This is a genomic window from Massilia sp. ZL223, from assembly GCF_018119395.1.
Classification (GTDB): Bacteria; Pseudomonadota; Gammaproteobacteria; order Burkholderiales; family Burkholderiaceae_D; genus Telluria.
In genome coordinates this window covers 42,966-61,003 of record NZ_JAGPWD010000035.1, presented here as the reverse complement: position 1 = coordinate 61,003, position 18,038 = coordinate 42,966, and the positions used below count along the sequence as shown (strand labels likewise).

The following is an 18,038-nucleotide window of genomic DNA, read 5'->3' as shown; positions in this document are numbered from 1 at the left end:
TGCCGATCGAGGCGGAGCCCGAGCCGCTGCCGCCGGCGCGGGCCGATGCGCCGCCGCCGCTGGCGTTCAGGCTGGCGCTCCGTTCCGCGGCCAGCGCACCGGACGCATTGCCCGCGATATTGCCCGCACCCGACAGCAGCCCTGGACGCGGCGACGGCGCTTCTGGCTGGGCCGGCGTGCCGGCCGACGGAGCTTGCTGCGAAGCGCGGGTGATCGAGCCGGTCAATTCGCCCGCGACCGAGCCGTTGGCGTTGCCGCGCGCTTCGCGCGCTTGGTTGGCTGCGCGGTCGGCAGCTTCGCGCGCCAGGCGTCCTTCGCCGCGCAGATCACCGCCCATGCGGCCCACCGTTTCGATTCCGCCCATCCTGCCCATGCCGCCTGCGCCGCCCACCATGCCGCCGATCGAACCGCCGAGCGAGCCGCCGAGGCCGCCGCCACCGCCCAGCAGCTGGGCCTGCGCGGTGTGGGTCATGCCGATGGCGAAGACGATGGCGATGGTACGGGCGATGTGTTTGGTTTTCATGTTGTTTCTCCTTGTGCGTGGCGCGGACAATCCGTCGCTCTTACAAGGAAAACGAGCCGGCTGGGCGATTTCTTCCATGCGTTGAAAAAAATTTCAAAAAAAAATTTCAACGCAGCTGCGAAGGGTCGGTGCGCAGGGCCGCGCCGACGATCCCGCGGCCGATCTCGTTGCTGACAAACCCCGCCTTGGCGCCGTCCGCTTCGCGCGCCAGGGCCTCGATGGCCTTGGCCGCGGCACTGCGGTCCGGGCGCGGAAGCCGCTGCGCCAGCAAGGCGGCGACGATCGGCGCGGCGAACGAGGTCCCGCGCACCTGCCGGTAAGGCGGTGCGCCGGGAGCGGCGCTGACCATCTGGCTGCCGGGTGCGGCGAACATCACCTGCGGGCCGCGCGCGGCTTCGGGCAGCAGCCGGCCGCGCCGGTCCACGCCGGTGACGCCGACCACGCCCGGATAGCTGGCCGGATACAGCGGCGGGGCCGCCGGGCCGTCGTTGCCGACCGCCGCCACCAGCAGGTGGCCGCGCGCCTGCATGGCCGCCACGGCGCGTCCCAGCAAGACATTGGGCGGACCGACCAGGCTCACATTGATCACGCCGACCTCCTGCTGCGCCAGCCAGGCCAGCGCAGCGGCGATGCGGTCGGCGGCGCCGCCGGCCGGGCTGCCGCAATACACGTCGGCGGCGTACAGGGCGGCGTCGGGCGCCGCGCTGCGCAAGACCTCCGAGCGGCCGACCATGAGGGCGGCGACCGCCGTGCCGTGCGCATCCGGCACCAGGCGCCCGCCGCAGCCCCAGCGGGTCACGGAGGCCTTGCCGAACACGGCGTGACCTGCGTCGACGCCGCTGTCGACCAGGCCCACCCGCCCGGCTCCCGCGCCCGCCGCAGGCACGCCGCCCGCAGTGCCGCTGCCCGTATACACGTGGTTGAAGTCGTAGCCGCCGTCGGGGTCGAGCGCGCGCAGGCGCTCCACCAGCGCGGCAGTCGCCACGCCGGCCGGCACGCGCAGCACCACTAGCCGTTCGCCGAGCGCAGGCAGGGTTTCTTCGCGCGCGATGCGCAGGCCCGCCTGCGCGGCCGCGTCGAGCGCCGCGGCGCTGGGCGACCAGGCCAGGATCTCGCCGCGCACGGCAGGCTCGCCGCGCGGGTCGGCTTCGAGCAGGTCCGGATGGCGGCGCAGCAGGCCGCGCACCGTGTCCAGGCGCAGCGTGCCGAGCTCCGGCAAGGGCGTGCGGTCGAGCAGCTGGTCCACGGGGCGGCGCAGCCGCTCGACATCCAGGGGGCCGATCTGTTGCGGCAGGGGCAGCCTGGGCAGGCCAAGCTGAGCCCGGGCCGGGGTGGCTGCGCCCATCAAGAGCGAGACCGCAGCACAGATATTTGCAGTAAGGAACTTCATGAGCCGATCATATATGATTGTGCGCTTGAAGGAAAAACGAACGAAACAGGGAAGAAAATCCCTCGCCCTTTCGTTACACATCTATAGAAGCCTATGCTAGCCAACGAAATTGCAGCCCTGCTGCCCCGCATGCGCCGCTTTGCCCGGTCGCTGACCTACCACCGCGAAGACGCGGACGACCTGGTGCAGATCGCGATGGAGCGCGCGCTGGGCCGCAGCGAACAGTGGGAAGCCGGCACGCGCCTGGACAGCTGGATCTTCCGCATCATCAAGAATGCGTGGATCGACGAGGTGCGCAGCCGCGCGCGGCGCGACGAGCTGTTCGCGCCCGAGGAGGAAGGCGAACATGTCGGCGACGACCATGCCGGCGCCCACCAGCAGCGCCTGGCCGTCCAGAAGGCGATCAGCCTGCTGTCCGAGGAGCACAAGCTGGTGGTGGGCCTGGTCCTGGTGGACGGGCTGCCCTACAAGGAAGCGGCCGAGGTGCTCGAGATCCCGGTCGGCACGCTCACCAGCCGCCTGGCCCGGGCGCGCGAAGCCCTGCAACAACTGTTGGCGGATCAACCTGCGAGACGATGATGACGAAATTTGACGACGACACCCTGATGGCCTACGCCGACGGCGAGCTGGACCCTACTCAGCGCGCCGCCATCGAGCAGGCCATGCGCGAAGATCCGCAGGTCGCGGCCGCCGTGGAGCGCCACCGCGTCCTGCGCCAGGACATCGCGGGCGCCTTCGCCGGCATCCTCGGCGAACCGGTGCCGGAGCGCCTGCAGCCGCAGCTGACGGCGCGGGTCGTGCAGCTCGATGCGGCGCGCGCGGAGCGCATCAAGCCGCAGGCCGAGCCGCCCGCGCGCCGGCGCTGGTCCTGGCCCGAATGGGGCGCACTGGCCGCGACCCTGGTGCTCGGCATCCTGGTCGGCAAGGCCGGCCCGGGGGGCGGCGAGCCCGCCATCGCCGGCAACGGCGGCCAACTGGTGGCCCAGGGCGAACTGGCCGATGCGCTCGACCGGCAAGTTGGCGGCGCCAAAGGCGGCGCCGCCCGCGTCGGCGTCAGCTTCGCCTCCCGCGACGGCAACTATTGCCGCGGCTTCGTCTACGGCGCCTCGGCCGGCCTGGCTTGCCGCGAAGGCCAGGAGTGGCGCATTCCGGTGCTGTCCGAGACCTCGCCCCAGCTGGAAGGCAGCTACCGCCAGGCCGGCAGCGCCCTGCCCCCGGCCGTGCTGGACGCCATCGACGCCCGCATCGAAGGCGCGCCGCTGGATGCCGCCGGCGAGGAAGCCGCCCGCCAGCGTGGCTGGCGCAACTCAGCGCCTGCCCGCTAAAGTTGCTTGCACGACAAATATCTAACAAGAAAAACTTTATCCCGTTACAATGATTGCTGATGGGCATGGTCCGGCGACGCGGCCGGAGCATGCCGTTTTCCTGTTTTCGGCAAGACTTACGGCGGATGAAGACTCGTACCTACCTGTTCCTGATGGCGGCGGCCATCCTGATCCCAGTGGCGCTCGCCTTCTGGATCGGGCTGTCCATGCTGCTCGACTGGGAACGCGAGTCGCGCATCAGCAGCGTCAAGGAGATGGCGCGCGCGACCGCCTTCCAGATCGACCGCGAGATCGCCGCCGCCGAATCCTCGCTGCGCGGCATTGCCCATTCCGAGAGCCTGCGCAGCAGCGACTACGCGCGCCTGCACCGCTGGGCCAGCTCGATCAACGAAGGCAACCTGTGGTCCTGGACCGTGCTGGCCGACCAGGAAGGCCGCGGCCTGTTCAATACCCTGGTGCCCTTCGGCACCCCGCTTCCCTCCACCACCGGCGCCTGGGCGGCCGAGGTCACGCCCGAGCGCGGCACGCGCGTGTCCGGCTACTTCGTCGGCACCATGGCCCAGCGGCCGACGGTGTCGGTCGACGTTCCGGCCGTGGTCGGCCCCGGCAAGCACTACATCGTCAGCCGGGTCTTCGACGTGCGCCATTTCGCGCGCATCCTCAACCACGACGCGCTCGGCCGCGACTGGGTGGTCGGCATCTTCGACGCCGCCGGCACCACCCTGGTGCGCAACCGCCACGCCGGCAGCACGGTGGGCAAACCCATGCGCCCGGATTTCCTGGCCGCTACCCGCGCCACCAGCAGCGGCGTGTTCCGCCACACCACCCATGACGGCGCCGAAGTCTATGGCGTGTTCACCCGTTCCCAGACCAGCAACTGGACGGTCGTGATCGGCGTGCCGGTGGCGGAAATCGAGGCCGCGGCGCGCACCGCCACCCTGTACGCGGCGCTGGCCCTGATGCTCCTGATGGGCCTGGCGCTCGCGGTGGCGGCCTTCCTCGGCAACAAGCTGGAAGCGGCGCTGCGCCACGCGGCCGCCGCGGCGCGCTCGCTGGGCCAGCGCGCCCTGCCGCGCCCGGCCCCGACCCGGGTCGAGGAAGTCGACGCCCTGCTCTCCGGCCTGCATCACACCAGCGAGGCCCTGGCCCGCGAAAGCTCCGTGCGCCAGGCCCTGCAGGACGAACGCGAACAGCTGCTGCTGAGCGAGCAGCACGCCCGCAAGCTGGCCGAAGGCCAGAGCCGCGCGAAAGACAATTTCCTGGCCATGCTGGGCCACGAGCTGCGTAATCCGCTGGCCGCCATCTCGGGCGCCATGGCGGTCCTCGACATGCCGGCCATCAAACCCGAAGTCGCCGCCAACGCGCGCGAGATCAGCCGGCGCCAGATGCGCCACCTGACCCGCATCGTCGACGACCTGCTCGACGTCCAGCGCATCCTGTCCGGCAAGATCGTGCTCCAGCACACGCAGGTCGACCTGGCCGAGATCCTGCGCTCCTGCTGCGCGGCCAAGGCGCTGGTGGATGCCGGCAACCACCAGTGGAGCGTGGAGGTCGAGGAAGTATGGGTCGAGGGCGACCGCACCCGCCTGGAGCAGATCATCGACAACCTGCTGCACAACGCCATCAAGTACACCCCGGCGGGCGGGCGCATCGCCGTGCGCGGCTACCGCGTGGCGGGCCGCGCCGTGGTCGAGGTCAGCGACACCGGCGTGGGCATCGCGCCGGAGCTGCTGCCGGTGATCTTCGACGTGCTGGTGCAGGGCCCGACCAGCATCGACCGCGCCCAGGGCGGCCTGGGCCTGGGACTGGCCCTGGTCAAGCAGCTCGCCTCCCTGCACGGCGGCACCGTGCACGTCCAGAGCGAAGGCCAGGGACGCGGCAGCACCTTCACCGTGAGCTTTCCCGCCTGCCCGGCGCCGGAACTGAGCGCGCCCGCCGCCGACGCCGGCGGCGAAGCGGCGGCCAGCGCCGCCTGATCGAGTCCGCCCTGTAAATCCGCGCGCGCGCCCATACCTGTTCAGGATTCGCTACCGATGGAGCGCCCATGCGAGTCTTCCTGCGCAGTCTCCTGCTTGCCGCCGTCCTGATCCTGGGCTACGCCCTGCTCGAACCCTGGCTCAGGCACGCGCTGTACGCGATCCGCCTGGCCGGGATGCCGGCGCCCACCTCGCTCGCCATGCCGGTCCAGGGCGTGCGGCCCAAGGGCCTGCGCGACACCTGGCACGCGGCGCGCGGCGAAGGCCGCCGGCACGAGGGCATCGACATATTCGCCAGGCGCGGCACGCCGGTGCTGTCGGCGACCGAAGGCATCGTGCTGCGGGTCGGGTCCAACCGGCTGGGGGGACTGGTGGTATGGGTGCTGGGGCCGGCCGGGCAGCGTCACTACTACGCCCACCTGGACGGCTATGCGGATGTGCATGCGGGAATGCGGGTGGCGCCGGGCCGCGTGCTCGGCTACGTGGGCGACAGCGGCAACGCCAAGGGCACGCCGCCGCACCTGCACTACGGCGTGTATGAAGCGGGCGGCGCGCTCAACCCCTATCCCTTGCTCAGTACGACGCCCGGCGCGCCCTGATCAGGGAATGTCGGCCGCCGGATCCGGCGCGCCCTGGATCTGGGGCGGCGGCGGCGCCGGCTCCGGGACCGGCGGCGCCTGTTCCTCGATGGCCTCCTGGATCTCTTCCTCGGTCGGCTGCGGGGCCGGCTCGGACTCTTCTTCCGGCACCATCACCTCGACCGGCGCGTCGCCCGGCAGTTCTTCGAACTCCTCCTCGCCCTCGTCTTCGTAGCGCGGTGCGGCCGGCGCCGGCGCGCCAGGGAAGGTGGCCTTCGGATCGATCTTGCCGCTGTCGAGCGCGGCGCGGAAGAAGTCCCCCACCAGCAGCGCCGCATTGTGGCCGCCCTGGCCCCAGTAGGTGCTGCGGATGGTCACCCGGTTGTCGTTGAAGCCGACCCAGGCGCCCGCCACCAGGTTCGGATGCATCAGGATGAACCAGCCGTCCGTATTGTTCTGGGTGGTGCCGGTCTTGCCCGCCACGTCGCCGGCGATGCCGAAGCGGTAGCGCACCCCGCCGCCGGTGCCGCGCGTGACCACCCCGCGCAGCATGTCGATCAGGGTCACGGCCGACTCCTGCGACATCGCGCGCTCCGGCACGGCGGCCGCGAAATCGGCCACCACGCGGCCGTCGCGGTCGAGGATGCGGCGCACGAAGACCGGCTTGCGGTACTCGCCCTCGGCCGCGATGGTGGCGTAGGAACTCACCATCTCGAGCAGGGTCACCGGGCTGGTGCCCAGTGCGAGCGAGGGTACGGCCGACAGCTTGCTCTGGCGGATGCCCATGCCCTGGGCCAGGCGCACGATCGGCGGCAGCCCGACTTCCTGCATCACCTGGGCGGTGATCGTGTTCTTGGAGTAGACCAGGCCGTCGCGCAGGGTCATGCTGCGGCCGGTATTGCCCGACATGTCGGTCGGGCGCCAGACGGTGCCGTCGGCGGCGCGGATGTCCTGCACCACGTCGCGGTAGGTCTGGTCCGGCGGAATGCCGCGCTCCAGGGCCGCCGCGTAGACGAAAGGCTTGAAGGTGGAGCCGGGCTGGCGCAGGGCCTGGGCGACGTGGTCGAACTGATCGCGCTCGAAATCGCGGCTGCCGACCCAGGCCCGCACTTCGCCGTTGGTCGGATCGATGGCCACGAAGCCCGCCTCCAGGCGCGACTTGGCCGTCTTGAGCGCGTTCATGAACTGGCGGTCGCCCTTCAGGCGCTTGAGGGCCGCGGCCGGGGCCTCGCCCTCCTCGACCGCGCGGCGGTACTCGGCGCTTTCGCGCACGAAGGCGTCCAGGGTGCGCGCGCGCGAACTCCAGTAATAGGCGAAGGGATTCACGTCGCCCCGCATCGACTGGTACATGCCCGTCGAGGTCGAACGCACCAGGCTGGGCTGGGACCATTCGACGTCGGCGATCGCCTGCAGCGCATTCGACTGGCGCTCCACCGCGCGCTGGGCCGCCTCCTGAAGGGCCAGGTCGAGGGTGGTTTCGACCACCAGGCCGTCGAGCTGTAGGTTGTAGTCGTTCTCGTCGGCCCATTCGAGCAGCCACTTGCGCACGAAGGCGGTGAAATGGCTGTCGCGGCCGCTGCGGTCCGGCAGGCGCGCGAAGCGCACCCGCAGCGGGCGCTTGGACAGCTGGCGGTAGCGCTGCTCGGTGAAGGCGCCGTGCTTGCGCATCTGGTTCAGCACCACGTTGCGGCGCTGGAGCGAGCGTTCGGGATTGGTGACCGGATTGTAGTAATGCGTCCCCTTGAGCATGCCGACCAGGGTCGCCGCCTCCAGCACGTCCAGGCGCGCGGCCGGCTTGTTGAAATAGGTGCGCGCCGCCATCTCGATGCCGTAGGCGTTGTACAGGAAGGGCACCGTGTTCAGGTAGGCCTCGAGGATCTCGGTCTTGCTGTAGGTGTTCTCGATCTTGATCGCGGTGATCAGCTCCTTCATCTTGCGGTTGATGCTGCGCGCGCGCCCGATCTCCTCGGGGAACATGTTGCGCGCGAGCTGCTGCGTAATGGTGGAGCCGCCCTGCGGGTCGCCCTTGAGCGTCGCCCACATGGCGCCGGCGATGCGGGTGAAATCGACGCCGTGGTGCTCGTAGAAGCGGTGGTCCTCGGTGGCGATCAGCGCCTTGATCACCTCGGGCGAGATCTGCGACAGCCTGACCCGCTCCTGCAGGCCCTGTTCGAAGGTCCCGAGCTCCTTGCCGTCGGCGGACAGGATGCGGGTCGGGCGCGCGGTGCGCGCCTGGTTCAGGTCCTCGATGCCGGGCGTGAGCGGAATCAGGATCAGGAGGTAAACGAAGAAGATGGACAGGAGCGCGGCCGCGGACCACAGGCCGACCAGGGCCGCCTGTTCCCACAGGGGGCGGTCGCGCAGGCGCTCCCTGGCCCGCGTTACTCCGGCCTGGGCATGCCGGGCAGCGCCGGCCACCAGGCGCTTGCCATGACGTGTTACTGGGTTGCTTGTCGTGTCGTCCTGGTTCACTGATTGTCCCGCCAATTGCCGATCCGCGCGCATTGAAGCGCAATGGATCAAGTATAGCCGACCTGGACTGCGCCGACGGTGCGCCAGCGCTCTCTCGGGCGCTCAGGGGTCGACCGGCGCCGGCTGCACCCGCCCGGCGCGCAGCAGGGGTTCGACCTCCTGCACGGGCTGCGGCTGGCAATAGACATAGCCCTGCACCTCGTCGCAGCCGCAGTTGCGCAGGTAGTCGAGCTGCTCCAGGGTCTCGACCCCTTCGGCGATGACGTTCATGCGCAGCCCGTGGGCCAGCGAGACGATGGCGACCACCATGGCGGCGCTGTCGGCGCTGGAGACGATGTCCTGCACGAAGGAGCGGTCGATCTTGAGCACGTCCACGGGAAGGCGCTTCAGGTAGGACAGGCTCGAATAGCCGGTGCCGAAATCGTCGATCGAGAGCTTGATCCCCATGCGCTTCAGGCAGCGCATGGTCTCGATGGCCGCCTCGACGTCGCTCATCATCATGCTCTCGGTCAGCTCGATCTCGAGCGAGTCGGGTGGCAGGCCGGATTCCTCGAGCGCGCGCGCCACGGTCTCCACCAGGTCAGGCTCGGCGAACTGGCGCGCCGACAGGTTCACCGCCACCCGCAGCGGCCCCAGCCCGGCGCGCCGCCAGCGCTGGTTCTGGCGGCAGGCGGTGCGCAGCACCCAGGCGCCGATCGGGACGATCAGGCCGGTCTCCTCGGCCAGGGCGATGAAGCGGTCGGGGCGCACGGTGCCCAGTTGCGGGTGGCGCCAGCGGAGCAGGGCCTCGGTGCCGACCACGAAGCCGCTCGCCAGGTCCACCTGCGGCTGGAAATGCAGCTCGAACTGGTCGTCGCGGATGGCGACCCGCAGCGCGCCCTCCAGCACCAGGCGGTCGATCGCCCGCGCGTTCATGTGCGGCGCGTAGAACTGCACCGCGTTGCGGCCGGTCTCCTTGGCCCGGTACATCGCGATCTCGGCATGCTTGACCAGGGTCTCGGCATCCTCGCCATCGGCCGGATAGCCCGCCACGCCGGCGGTGCAGCCCAGCACCAGGGCCTGGCCATCCAGTTCGAGCGGTTCGGAGACGGCCTCGCGCACCAGCTGCAGGCGCGCGGCGGCCTGGCGCTCGTCCGCGCAGCCGCACAACACCAGCATGAAGTCGTCGCCGCCGACCCGCGCCGCGGTGTCGGCCGGCCGCACCGCCGCCTGGATGCGCGCCGCGACCGCGCGCAGCGCCTCGTCGCCAGTGCTGCGGCCCAGGGTATCGTTGATCAGCTTGAAGTGATCGATGTCGAGCGCCACCGCCCACACCGGCTTGCCGCCGGAGGTGCCGATGGCGCGTTCGATGCGGTCGGCCAGCAGCGCCCGGTTGGCCAGGCCGGTCAGGGTGTCGTACTGGGCGTGGTGCTCCAGCTCCGCTTCGTAGCGCTTGGCCTTGGTCACATCGTACACGGTGATCACGAAGTGCTCGGTGACGCCGCCTGGCCGGCGCACCGGGGCGATGTAGACGTCGCCGAACAGCTCGGTGCCGTCGCGGGTCTGCTGGCGCAGCAGGGCATGGCCTTCGCGCCGCTCGCGCAGCGCCTGGTGCAGTTCCTCCAGGGCCGGCTGCTCGGCGGCGTCGCCCGCCAGCATGGCCAGCGGGCGGCCGGCCAGCTCCTCGGCGGCGTAGCCGTAGACCCGGCTGGTCGCCGGGTTGGCGTACTCGATCGGAAATCCCGGCCGCAGCGCGCTGGCCAGCAGGATGGGATTGGCGCTCGCTTCGATGGCGCGCTGGTACAGGCGCAGCGAGCCGGTTGCGATCTCGAGCGCGGCGGTGCGCTGCTCGACCAGCGCCTCGGTGCGCCGGATGCGCGCGCTGCGCTGCTGCACCAGGCTGGCGAGCGCCAGGCTCAGGACCATGCCGAACACCAGGGCGGCCAGCTCGGCCAGGCGGTGGGCCAGCCCCGGCGGGCGCTGCTCGACCTCCAGTTCCCAGTGCGAGCCGGCGACGTCGAAACCGCGCTTCAGGCGCAATGGCGACTCCCCTGCCAGCACCTGCCACCAGGGCAGCGGACCGGGCGCTTCGCCATGCCGGAACACCTGCAGCATGGCGCCGTCTGCGCCGGCCGCGCTCAGGCTCAGCGAAAAGTCGCGGTCGCCCAGCAGGTGCGCGGCGTCGAGGCTCCCGCCGACCAGCAGGGCGACGTCGATCACGACCACGGTCAGCCCGAGCGCCGCGGCGCGCCTCTCGGCCAGGCTTTCCAGGCGCGCGCCGGGCCGGTAGACCGGCATCGCGATCAGGATGCCGCGCCGCTCCCAGCCTCCCTGCACCAGGTCGAGCAAGGGACTGGCGATCGGCTCGCCGCTGTCGACCGCGCGCGCGCTGAATGCGCGCTGGGCCGTATTGGACAGCGCGTCGTAGCCGTACACCGCTTCGTTGCCGACGATCGGCGCCACGTAGTCGTTCACCAGGTAGCGCTCGCGCGGCCCGGCGCGCTCCAGCCCGTCCGCACTGCGTTCGCGGATGGCGAAACCCGGCCACAGGCGCGCGCGCTCGGCCTCGAAGGCTGCGCGCTCCGCCGCGCTGACGAAGCGCTGGAACTCGAGCGCCTGGAGATAGCCGTGGCGCCGGATCAGCGGCTGGGCGAAGGCGTCGAACTGGGCGCGACCGACGTCGCCCGACTGCTGCCCCGAGACCTGGAAGAACAGATTGGTGGCGCGCAAGGCGTCCGTCGCCTCGTCAAAGGCGCGTGTGACCGCGGCGGCGCGCACCGCCGCGCGCTGGGCAAACTCGGCCTGCGTGCGCTCGGTCTCAGCCTGCCGCAGGCCGGCGCACAAGACCACGGTCAAGGCGAGGCCGAGCACGAACGTGGCCACCGCCGCGCGCGAGAGCGCGCCCATCCGCAGGGAGGTGTGGGTCAAAGGCGTGCTTCGCATTGCCCGATGCTAGCAAAGATGGGGAAGGGCTGGCGGGACGTTACCGCGCAGCAAGGACGCCACACCCGGCAAACGGGCGTGCACCGGCACGCCCGCGTCAACCCCGTGGAAGGCCGCATCGGGTATCATCGCGGCATGCGACCAGAAACCCCTTCCCTTCCTCCCGAAACCCCGCCCCAGCGGGTATTGCGCCAGTTCCGCATCGTGTTCAATGCGGTCAAGACCCATTTCCGCCAGGTCGAACGCGACACCGGCGTCGGCGGAGCCCAGCTGTGGGCCCTGTCGGTCATCGAACGCCAGCCCGGCATCGGCGCCACCAGCCTCGCGCGCGAGCTCGACATCCACCAGTCCACCGCCAGCAACCTGGTGCGCAGCCTGGTCGAGCGCGGCTTCGTGGCGGCCAGCCGCGAAAGCGCCGACCGCCGCAACGTGGCGCTGCGGGTGCTGCCGGCCGGCGCCGAGATCCTGGCGCGCGCGCCCATGCCCTTCGCCGGCGTACTGCCGGACGCGCTGGCAAGCCTCGACGAAGCCACCCTGCTGCGCATGGAACGCGACCTGGAGACCTTGATCGAACAGCTGGATACGGACGATATCGGCAAGATTCCGCTGGCTCAGCTGTAGAGCCGGCTGTCACTCAATCCTGAACGCGCATGGGAAGCACGCCGAAAAAACGCCCCCGGCGCAATGCGGGGGCGTAAAAGAAGCGGACGAATCCGCTCCGTAGCTGACCGGACGCCGGCTGTACAGGCCGGCATCACCCTGCTAGTCTGCCTGAAAAGTGAAGCTTAGGCAATCCCATTTGTGCGAATGCACTAGCGTGCGTTTCTGCTACTCCCCTGTCACCTGGCCCAGCTCGCAGCGCGACTTGCTGCCCTCGACCGTGCAGCGGTTGCGCTGCCGCCCGTGCCGGTCCCACACGCCGACTTCCCAGCTCGCCGCGCCGCTGCGCTCCAGGGTCATGAAGCCGAAGCCGTCGACCCAGGAACTGAAGTGCTCGACGACCGCGCCCGGCGCCGGCCCGGTCCCCGGCGGGATCACCGCCGGCAGCGGCAAGGTGTCCTCGGCGGTGCCCGAAAAGCCGCTGACCAGCTGGGTCGGATGGCGGCTGGAGAAGCTGAGCTGCTCCCACAGGTGCACATGCCCCGACAGCAGCATGGAAACCGAGGCCGGCAGGTAGCCGCGGTCCATGTCGCCGAAGGCGTCCAGCAGGCCCTTGTCGCCGCCGAACAAGCTGACCTTCCCGGTCTTCGCATCCTGGCTGGCGCCGAAGGCGAACAGCGGGTGATGGTCGACGCCGATGTTGTAGGCGGCGCCCTGCGCCAGCCGGGCGATCTCGCGCCAGGTGTCGCGGTAGCGCGCGCGCCGCGGGTCGCTCTCGGGCAGGCCGCGCCAGCTGGTATTGGAGGTATCGAACACGATCAACTGGGCGCCGCCGCCGAGCGGCACCGCATAGGGTTCGGCGTGGTCGGCGCGCGCGTCGCCGGCAGGCAGGTCGCAGTCGCGCCCGGGCTCGAAGGGCCGCGGGTCGAGATAGCGCCACCAGCCCTGGCCCGCGCGGGCGCAGGACTCGTGGTTCCCGCGCGTCATGACCCAGGGCGCGGCGCGCAGCAGCGCGGCGCCGGGCGCGAAGAAGTCGGCGCGCCACGCGTCCCAGCCATAGCCCCAGGGGCTGCCCGCGCAGCCGGCGCGCCCTGGCGGACACGGGTCCTCGCGGTAGTGGTAGTCGCCCACGTGGATCACCAGGTCCGGCTTCCAGGCCGCGGCCGCGGCGGCCACCTGGACGAAGGGATAGCTGTCCGGGTCGTTGCAATCCTGGAGACTGCTTTTCTTGAGGCGGCAGCCGGTGTCGCCGAGGACGACGATACGGCGCGGCGCCGGCACTGGCAGCGCGAGCGGCTGGCCGCGCACGCTGGCCGTACGCACGCCGGCCGGCAAGACCTGCTCGCAGGTCAGGACCGCGCTGCTCGGCGCTCCGGCCAGCACCGGATCCGCGCCCGGGCGGGACGGAATCGCGCCGTAAGGCACGCGCACCGCCATCGGCACAGCGCGTCCGTCCACGCTGATCTCGGGGCAGCCGCGTTCGCGCGTGACCAGCCGCGCCCGCGCCTCGCCGTCCGGGCCCAGGACCACGAAGGCCGGCTCGTCCGCGGGTGCCGGCCCTCGGGCCAGGCTGCCGCAGCCCGCAGCCAGCGCGCAGGCCAGCAAGGCGGCGGCGCGGACAAAAAGGTGAACATCCATGGAAGACTCCGGATCGTGGCGCGGCCTAGTCCTGGCGCAGGTGCAGCAGCGGATAGGGGCGGCCGGCATCGTCGTGCGGCGAGCGCCCGCTGCGGCGAAAACCCATGCGCTCGTAGAAGCCGACCGCGAGAGCATTCTGTTCGTTGACGTCGACCGTCAGCGGTCCGGCCAGGCGCGCGGCGTGGTCGAGCAAGGCCCGGCCCAGGCCGCGCGCACGCCGCCCGGGATCGATGAACAACGCGTCCACGTGGGCGCCGGACAGGCCCATGAAACCCGCCGGCGCGTCATCCACATCGATGACCCAGACCCGCGTCTGCGGCAGGTAATGCTCGCGCACGAGTATGTCGATGTCGCGGAAGTCTTCCTCGCGCAGGAAGTCGTGGGTGGCGCGCACGCTGCGGCGCCAGATATCGGCCAGCCGGGCCGCTTCCTGTGGTTCGGACCAGCGGATGCGGATGCTGTCTGCTTCGGGTTCACTCATTTCGCCATTGTGCCTGATCCCCCGGGATACGGGAATGAGGCGTACGGCCGAGTATCTTGCCTTTCGCTATGATGGCGCACAAGGAGGAAGTCGATGGACAGCATACCGGCATGGCTGCAGGCGGGTTTCTGGGGGCTGCTGGCGGGCGGCGCCCTGCTGCTGGGCGCCGTGGCCGGCTACCGCTTCGCCATACCGCAGCGCCTGACCGCCGCCATCATGGCCTTCGGCAGCGGGGTCCTGATCTCGGCGCTGTCCTTCGAATTGATGGACGAAGCCTATGACACCGACGGCCTGGGCTCGTGCGCGGTGGGCTTCCTGTCCGGCGCCGCCGTGTTCACCCTGGCCAACTGGCTTCTGGCGCGCCAGGGTGCGCGCCACCGCAAGCGCTCCGGCGGCCGCCAGCCGAGCGAAGCCCAGGACAGCGGCAGCGGGCTGGCAATCGCGATCGGCGCCCTGCTCGACGGGATTCCGGAGTCGATCGTGATCGGCCTGTCGATGTTGGGCGGGAACGGCGTGAGCCTGGTCGCGGTGGGAGCGATCTTCATGTCGAACATCCCGGAGGGCTTGTCGAGCGCCGCCGGCATGAAGCGCGCGGGCCGCTCGCCGCACTACATCTTCGGCATCTGGGGCGGCATCGCCCTGCTGTCGGGCATCGCGGCCCTGGCCGGCTACAGCGTGTTCAGCGAGTCGCCGCCGGAAGTGGTGGCCGCCACCATGGCCGTGGCGGCGGGCGCGGTGCTGGCCATGCTGGTCGATACCATGATTCCCGAAGCCTTCGAAGAAACCCACGATTTCGCGGGACTCATCACCGTCCTGGGCTTCCTGGCAGCCTTCGCGCTCAGCAAGAGCGGAATCTAAGGCGGCCTGGCCCGGAGCCTCAGGCCGGCAAAGGCCCGTTCAGCCTGCGGATGCGCTGCAGCAGCTTCACGACCGAGTACTGCAGGAACAGGACGTATAGGACCAGACCGCCCCCATAGGCCAGCAGGAAAGGCATCGACAGCTCGTGCAGCCGGCTGAGGATGTCGGTCACGACGAGCACCACGAACAGCGGCACCGCACTGGCCACCAGCACGCCGAGCCGCTGCTTGAACTTCCTTGCCTTCGAGGCGTTGTCGCTGAACAGTTCGGGCGTTTTTCCGCGCACGGCCTCGGTGCGCCAGTAATGCCAGCCAACCGTCCTGGCCGCAAGCGTCCACCCGGCGTCCTCCATGAGCTGCTGGAAGCCGGGATCCCGGCCGGCGTCGGGCGAATCGATGCGGTAGACGACGTCGGCCGGCTCTGCGCGGCGGAAGGACCAGAAGCAGAGCGGATGCACCGATTCCAGGTGCAGGCCCTGGCGCGCCATGGCGCGCAGCCAGGCCTCTTGCTGCTCGTCCTCATGGGCAAAGAAAAACTTGAACTTCGTCTCCGTTCCGTTCACGCCGCGTCTCCTTGATGGTTATGTGAAAGAGCAAACTGTCCGTTGCGCACCATGACGGAAAGCCGGCGCACCTGCTCGGCCAGCACCAGCCGGCCCTTGTCCGTCAATCCGTAGGTCTTGCGCCGCTCGACCTCGCTGAGCTTTTCGATCAGGCCCTGCTTCTCCAGGGCTGAGAAAGCGCCGTAGAGCGTACCGGGGCCGATGACCACGTTTCCTTCGCTCATCGCCTCGACTTTCTGCATCAGCGCATAGCCGTGCAAGGGCTCGTCCAAGGCGGCCAGCACGTAGTACGTGGCTTCCGACAACGGCAGGTATTTGGCGTAGTTGAGGTCCACTCGGGCTCCTGTTCTTATATCGTGTCTCAGTATATCGTCAACCGACATAGCGAGTCTCGATATAGTAGCAGGGAATGATCCTGTGTCAACAACTTATGAAGGCTTATTGTGCCGGATGGGAGCGCAGGTAGGCGAGCAGGTTCGCGACCTGGCGCTCGTCGCTCAGGCCCCAGAAGCGCATCGCATTGCCCGGCACGACCTGCTCGGGATCGCGGACGAAGGCGGCGAGTTTCGCTTCGTCCCAGGTGAAACCCGCCTGCTTCAGGGCGGGCGAATAGGCGTAGCCGGGCAAGCCGCCGGCGCGGCGGCCGATGATGCCGTTGAGCTCGGGGCCGAACAGGTTGCGGGCGCCCGGTCCCACCTGGTGGCAGTTGGCGCAGCGGGCGAACACCTTGCGGCCTGCCTCGACCTGGTCCACGGGCTGCTCGCGGCCGCACGCCGCCAGCACCAGAGCGAGGAGAAGAATCGGCGCGGCCGCAACGGCGCGCGTCGCCGCATCGGTCATTTGACGCGCTGCTTCTCGAGCTTGCGCGCCAGGGTGCGCCGGTGCATGCCGAGGCGGCGCGCGGCTTCCGAGATGTTGAAATCGGTCTCGGCCAGCACGGCGTGGATCTTTTCCCACTCCAGGGTCTTGATCGAGGTGGAGCGGTTGGTGACTTCGATGTCGGTGCTGCCGGCCACGTGGCCGAAGGCGGCCTCGATGTCGTCGGCGTCCGAAGGCTTGGCCAGGTACTGGACCGCGCCCAGCTTGATCGCTTCCACCGCCGTGGCGATGCTGGCGAAACCGGTGAGCACCACGATCAGCATGTCCGGCTCGTGCTCGTGCAGCAGCTGCACGCAGGACAGGCCGGAGGTATTGCCCTTGAGCTTGAGGTCGACCACGGCGTAGCCCGGGGTATGTTCCTGCAGCACGGCCGCCGCTTCCTCGTAGCCGCTTGCCACCAGCACCCGGTAGCCGCGCCGCTCGAAGGAGCGGCTCAGCGTACGGGCGAAGGCTTCGTCGTCTTCGATGATGAGCAACAAGGGCTCAGGATTGGACATTGTTCTTTTCCTCTTCCAGTTCGATTGCCGACAGCGGCAGGCACAGGACCACCTCCGCCCCGCCCTCCGGCCGGTTGCGCGCGGTGACGGTGCCGCCCAGCTTGCGCACCACGTTCACCGCGAGGAACAGGCCCAGCCCGCCGCCGGGCTTGCCCTTGGTCGACTGGTAGGGCTTGCCCAGCTGGGCCAGCATGCCGGGCGCGAAGCCGGGGCCGCGGTCGACCACGGACAGGGTCAGGTTGCCGTCCTCGATGCGGGCGTCCATCCCGACCCAGTCGGGCGAGGCTTCGAGGGCGTTGTCGAGCAGGTTGTCGATGGTCTGCTTGAGGGCCGAGTCGGACGCCACCGGCAGGTCCTCGCGGATGCGGTTATTGTATGCGAAGGCCCGCACGGGACGGCTTTCCTGCCATTGGGCCACCAGGCCGTCGAGGAAGCCGCGCATGGTGGTGCGCACCGCCGACTCGCCGCGCGCCTCGCCCGCCGACAGCAGGATGCCGCTGACGATGGACTTGCAGCGCTTGAGCTGGGTCTGCATCTCGGTGATCTCTTCCAGCAGTTCCGGGTTCTTCTTGAACTCGGGCATGCGCTTCCAGTCGCCCAGGATCACGGAGACGGTGGCCAGCGGCGTGCCCAGCTCGTGGGCCGCGCCCGAGGCCAGCAGGCCCATGCGCACGATGTGTTCTTCCTCGGCGGCGCGCTGGCGCAGACCGGCCAGCTGGGCCGCCTTCTCGCGCAGGTTGTCGGAGATGCGCGAAATGAACATCACCAGCAGCGCCGCATTCAGCGCGAAGCACACCAGCAGGCCTTGCACATAGATGCTGGCGATGCCGCGCGCATGGTCGAAAGGCAGCGCGAGGGGCTCGGCGTACATGGCCAGGCCGGCCATGCACAGGATGGTGATGACCACGATCGACCAGGTCCAGGCCACTTCCAGCAGCACCGCCGAGATGATCACCTGCAGCAGGTAGAGGAAGGCGAAGGGATTGGTGGTGCCGCCCGAGAGGTAGAGCAGCACCGTGAGGCTGGCCACGTCGACCAGCAGGGCCATGAACATCTCGCCGTTCGACACCGGCCGGTGCTCGTGCCAGCGCAAATGGCTGGCGATGTTGAAGGCGATCAGGCAGGCCAGCACCTGCAGCATGTGCACCAGCGGCAGCTCGATGCGGAAGATCAGGATCGCGGCCGCGATGGTCGTGATCTGGCCGATGACGGCGATCCAGCGCAGCTCGATCAGCTGCAGCATGTTTTTATGGCCGGCGGCGAACTCCACGTTCGCGGCGGCCGCCGAGGGCGAGCTCTTGCCCGCCTTGGCGAAGAAATCCAGCGGTGATTGCATC

At 69.8% G+C, this 18,038-nt stretch carries 16 protein-coding genes and 1 pseudogene; 6 read left to right on the top strand and 11 right to left on the bottom strand.

Annotated features, from left to right (window positions below; all coding sequences use genetic code 11):
* Together KBW95_RS19310 and KBW95_RS19305 are read right to left on the bottom strand one after the other, a co-directional pair.
* Nucleotides 1–523, bottom strand: a pseudogene (locus KBW95_RS19310) (hypothetical protein); the annotation flags it as partial.
* A gap of 106 nt (nucleotides 524–629) precedes the next feature.
* Nucleotides 630–1,913 (bottom strand): S8 family serine peptidase, encoded by a 1,284-nt coding sequence (locus tag KBW95_RS19305; protein ID WP_211529091.1) that lies wholly within the window; start codon nucleotides 1,911–1,913, stop codon nucleotides 630–632.
* 93 nt (nucleotides 1,914–2,006) lie between these two features.
* Between KBW95_RS19305 and KBW95_RS19300 the strand changes: the two genes are divergently transcribed.
* The 4 genes from KBW95_RS19300 (at nucleotide 2,007) to KBW95_RS19285 (ending at nucleotide 5,813) form a co-directional block, all read left to right on the top strand.
* Complete coding sequence (locus tag KBW95_RS19300; protein WP_211529090.1) at nucleotides 2,007–2,492, top strand: RNA polymerase sigma factor; 486 nt, start codon at nucleotides 2,007–2,009, stop codon at nucleotides 2,490–2,492.
* Complete coding sequence (locus tag KBW95_RS19295; protein ID WP_211529089.1) at nucleotides 2,492–3,238, top strand: anti-sigma factor; 747 nt, start codon at nucleotides 2,492–2,494, stop codon at nucleotides 3,236–3,238. The genes KBW95_RS19300 and KBW95_RS19295 overlap by 1 nt, the downstream gene beginning before the upstream one ends.
* Nucleotides 3,239–3,363: 125 nt before the next feature.
* Nucleotides 3,364–5,214 (top strand): sensor histidine kinase, encoded by a 1,851-nt coding sequence (locus KBW95_RS19290; protein ID WP_211529088.1) that lies wholly within the window; start codon nucleotides 3,364–3,366, stop codon nucleotides 5,212–5,214.
* Between the two features lie 68 nt (nucleotides 5,215–5,282).
* Nucleotides 5,283–5,813 (top strand): M23 family metallopeptidase, encoded by a 531-nt coding sequence (locus tag KBW95_RS19285; RefSeq protein ID WP_211524717.1) that lies wholly within the window; start codon nucleotides 5,283–5,285, stop codon nucleotides 5,811–5,813.
* On the opposite strand, the gene KBW95_RS19280 is transcribed toward KBW95_RS19285, so the two are convergent.
* Nucleotides 5,814–8,264 carry a penicillin-binding protein 1A gene (locus KBW95_RS19280; protein ID WP_373888826.1) on the bottom strand — a complete coding sequence of 817 codons (2,451 nt, stop codon included), beginning with the start codon at nucleotides 8,262–8,264 and terminating at the stop codon, nucleotides 5,814–5,816. It lies immediately after the preceding gene.
* Nucleotides 8,265–8,366: 102 nt separating this feature from the next.
* The gene (locus tag KBW95_RS19275; RefSeq protein WP_229429885.1) at nucleotides 8,367–11,171 is read right to left on the bottom strand and encodes an EAL domain-containing protein; all 2,805 of its coding nucleotides are present in this window, start codon (nucleotides 11,169–11,171) and stop codon (nucleotides 8,367–8,369) included.
* A gap of 150 nt (nucleotides 11,172–11,321) precedes the next feature.
* Here KBW95_RS19275 and KBW95_RS19270 point away from each other — a divergent pair, with 150 nt between their 5' ends.
* Nucleotides 11,322–11,807: a MarR family winged helix-turn-helix transcriptional regulator gene (locus KBW95_RS19270; RefSeq protein ID WP_211529086.1), complete on the top strand. Its 486-nt coding sequence runs from the start codon at nucleotides 11,322–11,324 to the stop codon at nucleotides 11,805–11,807.
* Nucleotides 11,808–12,014: 207 nt separating this feature from the next.
* Here KBW95_RS19270 and KBW95_RS19265 read toward each other — a convergent pair whose 3' ends face one another.
* Together KBW95_RS19265 and KBW95_RS19260 are read right to left on the bottom strand one after the other, a co-directional pair.
* Entirely contained in the window at nucleotides 12,015–13,424 is a 1,410-nt protein-coding gene (locus tag KBW95_RS19265) for a metallophosphoesterase (protein WP_211529085.1), read from the bottom strand.
* Between the two features lie 25 nt (nucleotides 13,425–13,449).
* Complete coding sequence (locus tag KBW95_RS19260; RefSeq protein ID WP_211524721.1) at nucleotides 13,450–13,905, bottom strand: acetyltransferase; 456 nt, start codon at nucleotides 13,903–13,905, stop codon at nucleotides 13,450–13,452.
* A gap of 93 nt (nucleotides 13,906–13,998) precedes the next feature.
* Between KBW95_RS19260 and KBW95_RS19255 the strand changes: the two genes are divergently transcribed.
* Entirely contained in the window at nucleotides 13,999–14,763 is a 765-nt protein-coding gene (locus KBW95_RS19255) for a ZIP family metal transporter (protein ID WP_211529084.1), read from the top strand.
* Between the two features lie 19 nt (nucleotides 14,764–14,782).
* Here KBW95_RS19255 and KBW95_RS19250 read toward each other — a convergent pair whose 3' ends face one another.
* From KBW95_RS19250 to KBW95_RS19230, 5 genes are all read right to left on the bottom strand, one after another.
* Nucleotides 14,783–15,325 (bottom strand): DUF2812 domain-containing protein, encoded by a 543-nt coding sequence (locus KBW95_RS19250; protein ID WP_211529083.1) that lies wholly within the window; start codon nucleotides 15,323–15,325, stop codon nucleotides 14,783–14,785.
* On the bottom strand, nucleotides 15,322–15,660 hold the full coding sequence (locus KBW95_RS19245) for a PadR family transcriptional regulator (RefSeq protein WP_373888825.1): 339 nt from the start codon (nucleotides 15,658–15,660) through the stop codon (nucleotides 15,322–15,324). Before KBW95_RS19245 ends, KBW95_RS19250 begins: the two co-directional genes overlap by 4 nt.
* A gap of 103 nt (nucleotides 15,661–15,763) precedes the next feature.
* A complete protein-coding gene (locus tag KBW95_RS19240; protein WP_211529082.1) occupies nucleotides 15,764–16,165 on the bottom strand; it encodes a cytochrome c family protein in 402 nt (133 codons plus the stop codon).
* The gene (locus KBW95_RS19235) at nucleotides 16,162–16,701 is read right to left on the bottom strand and encodes a response regulator transcription factor (RefSeq protein WP_211524726.1); all 540 of its coding nucleotides are present in this window, start codon (nucleotides 16,699–16,701) and stop codon (nucleotides 16,162–16,164) included. The genes KBW95_RS19240 and KBW95_RS19235 overlap by 4 nt, the downstream gene beginning before the upstream one ends.
* Nucleotides 16,688–18,037: an ATP-binding protein gene (locus KBW95_RS19230; RefSeq protein ID WP_211529081.1), complete on the bottom strand. Its 1,350-nt coding sequence runs from the start codon at nucleotides 18,035–18,037 to the stop codon at nucleotides 16,688–16,690. The genes KBW95_RS19235 and KBW95_RS19230 overlap by 14 nt, the downstream gene beginning before the upstream one ends.
* Nucleotide 18,038: the final 1 nt, after the last annotated feature.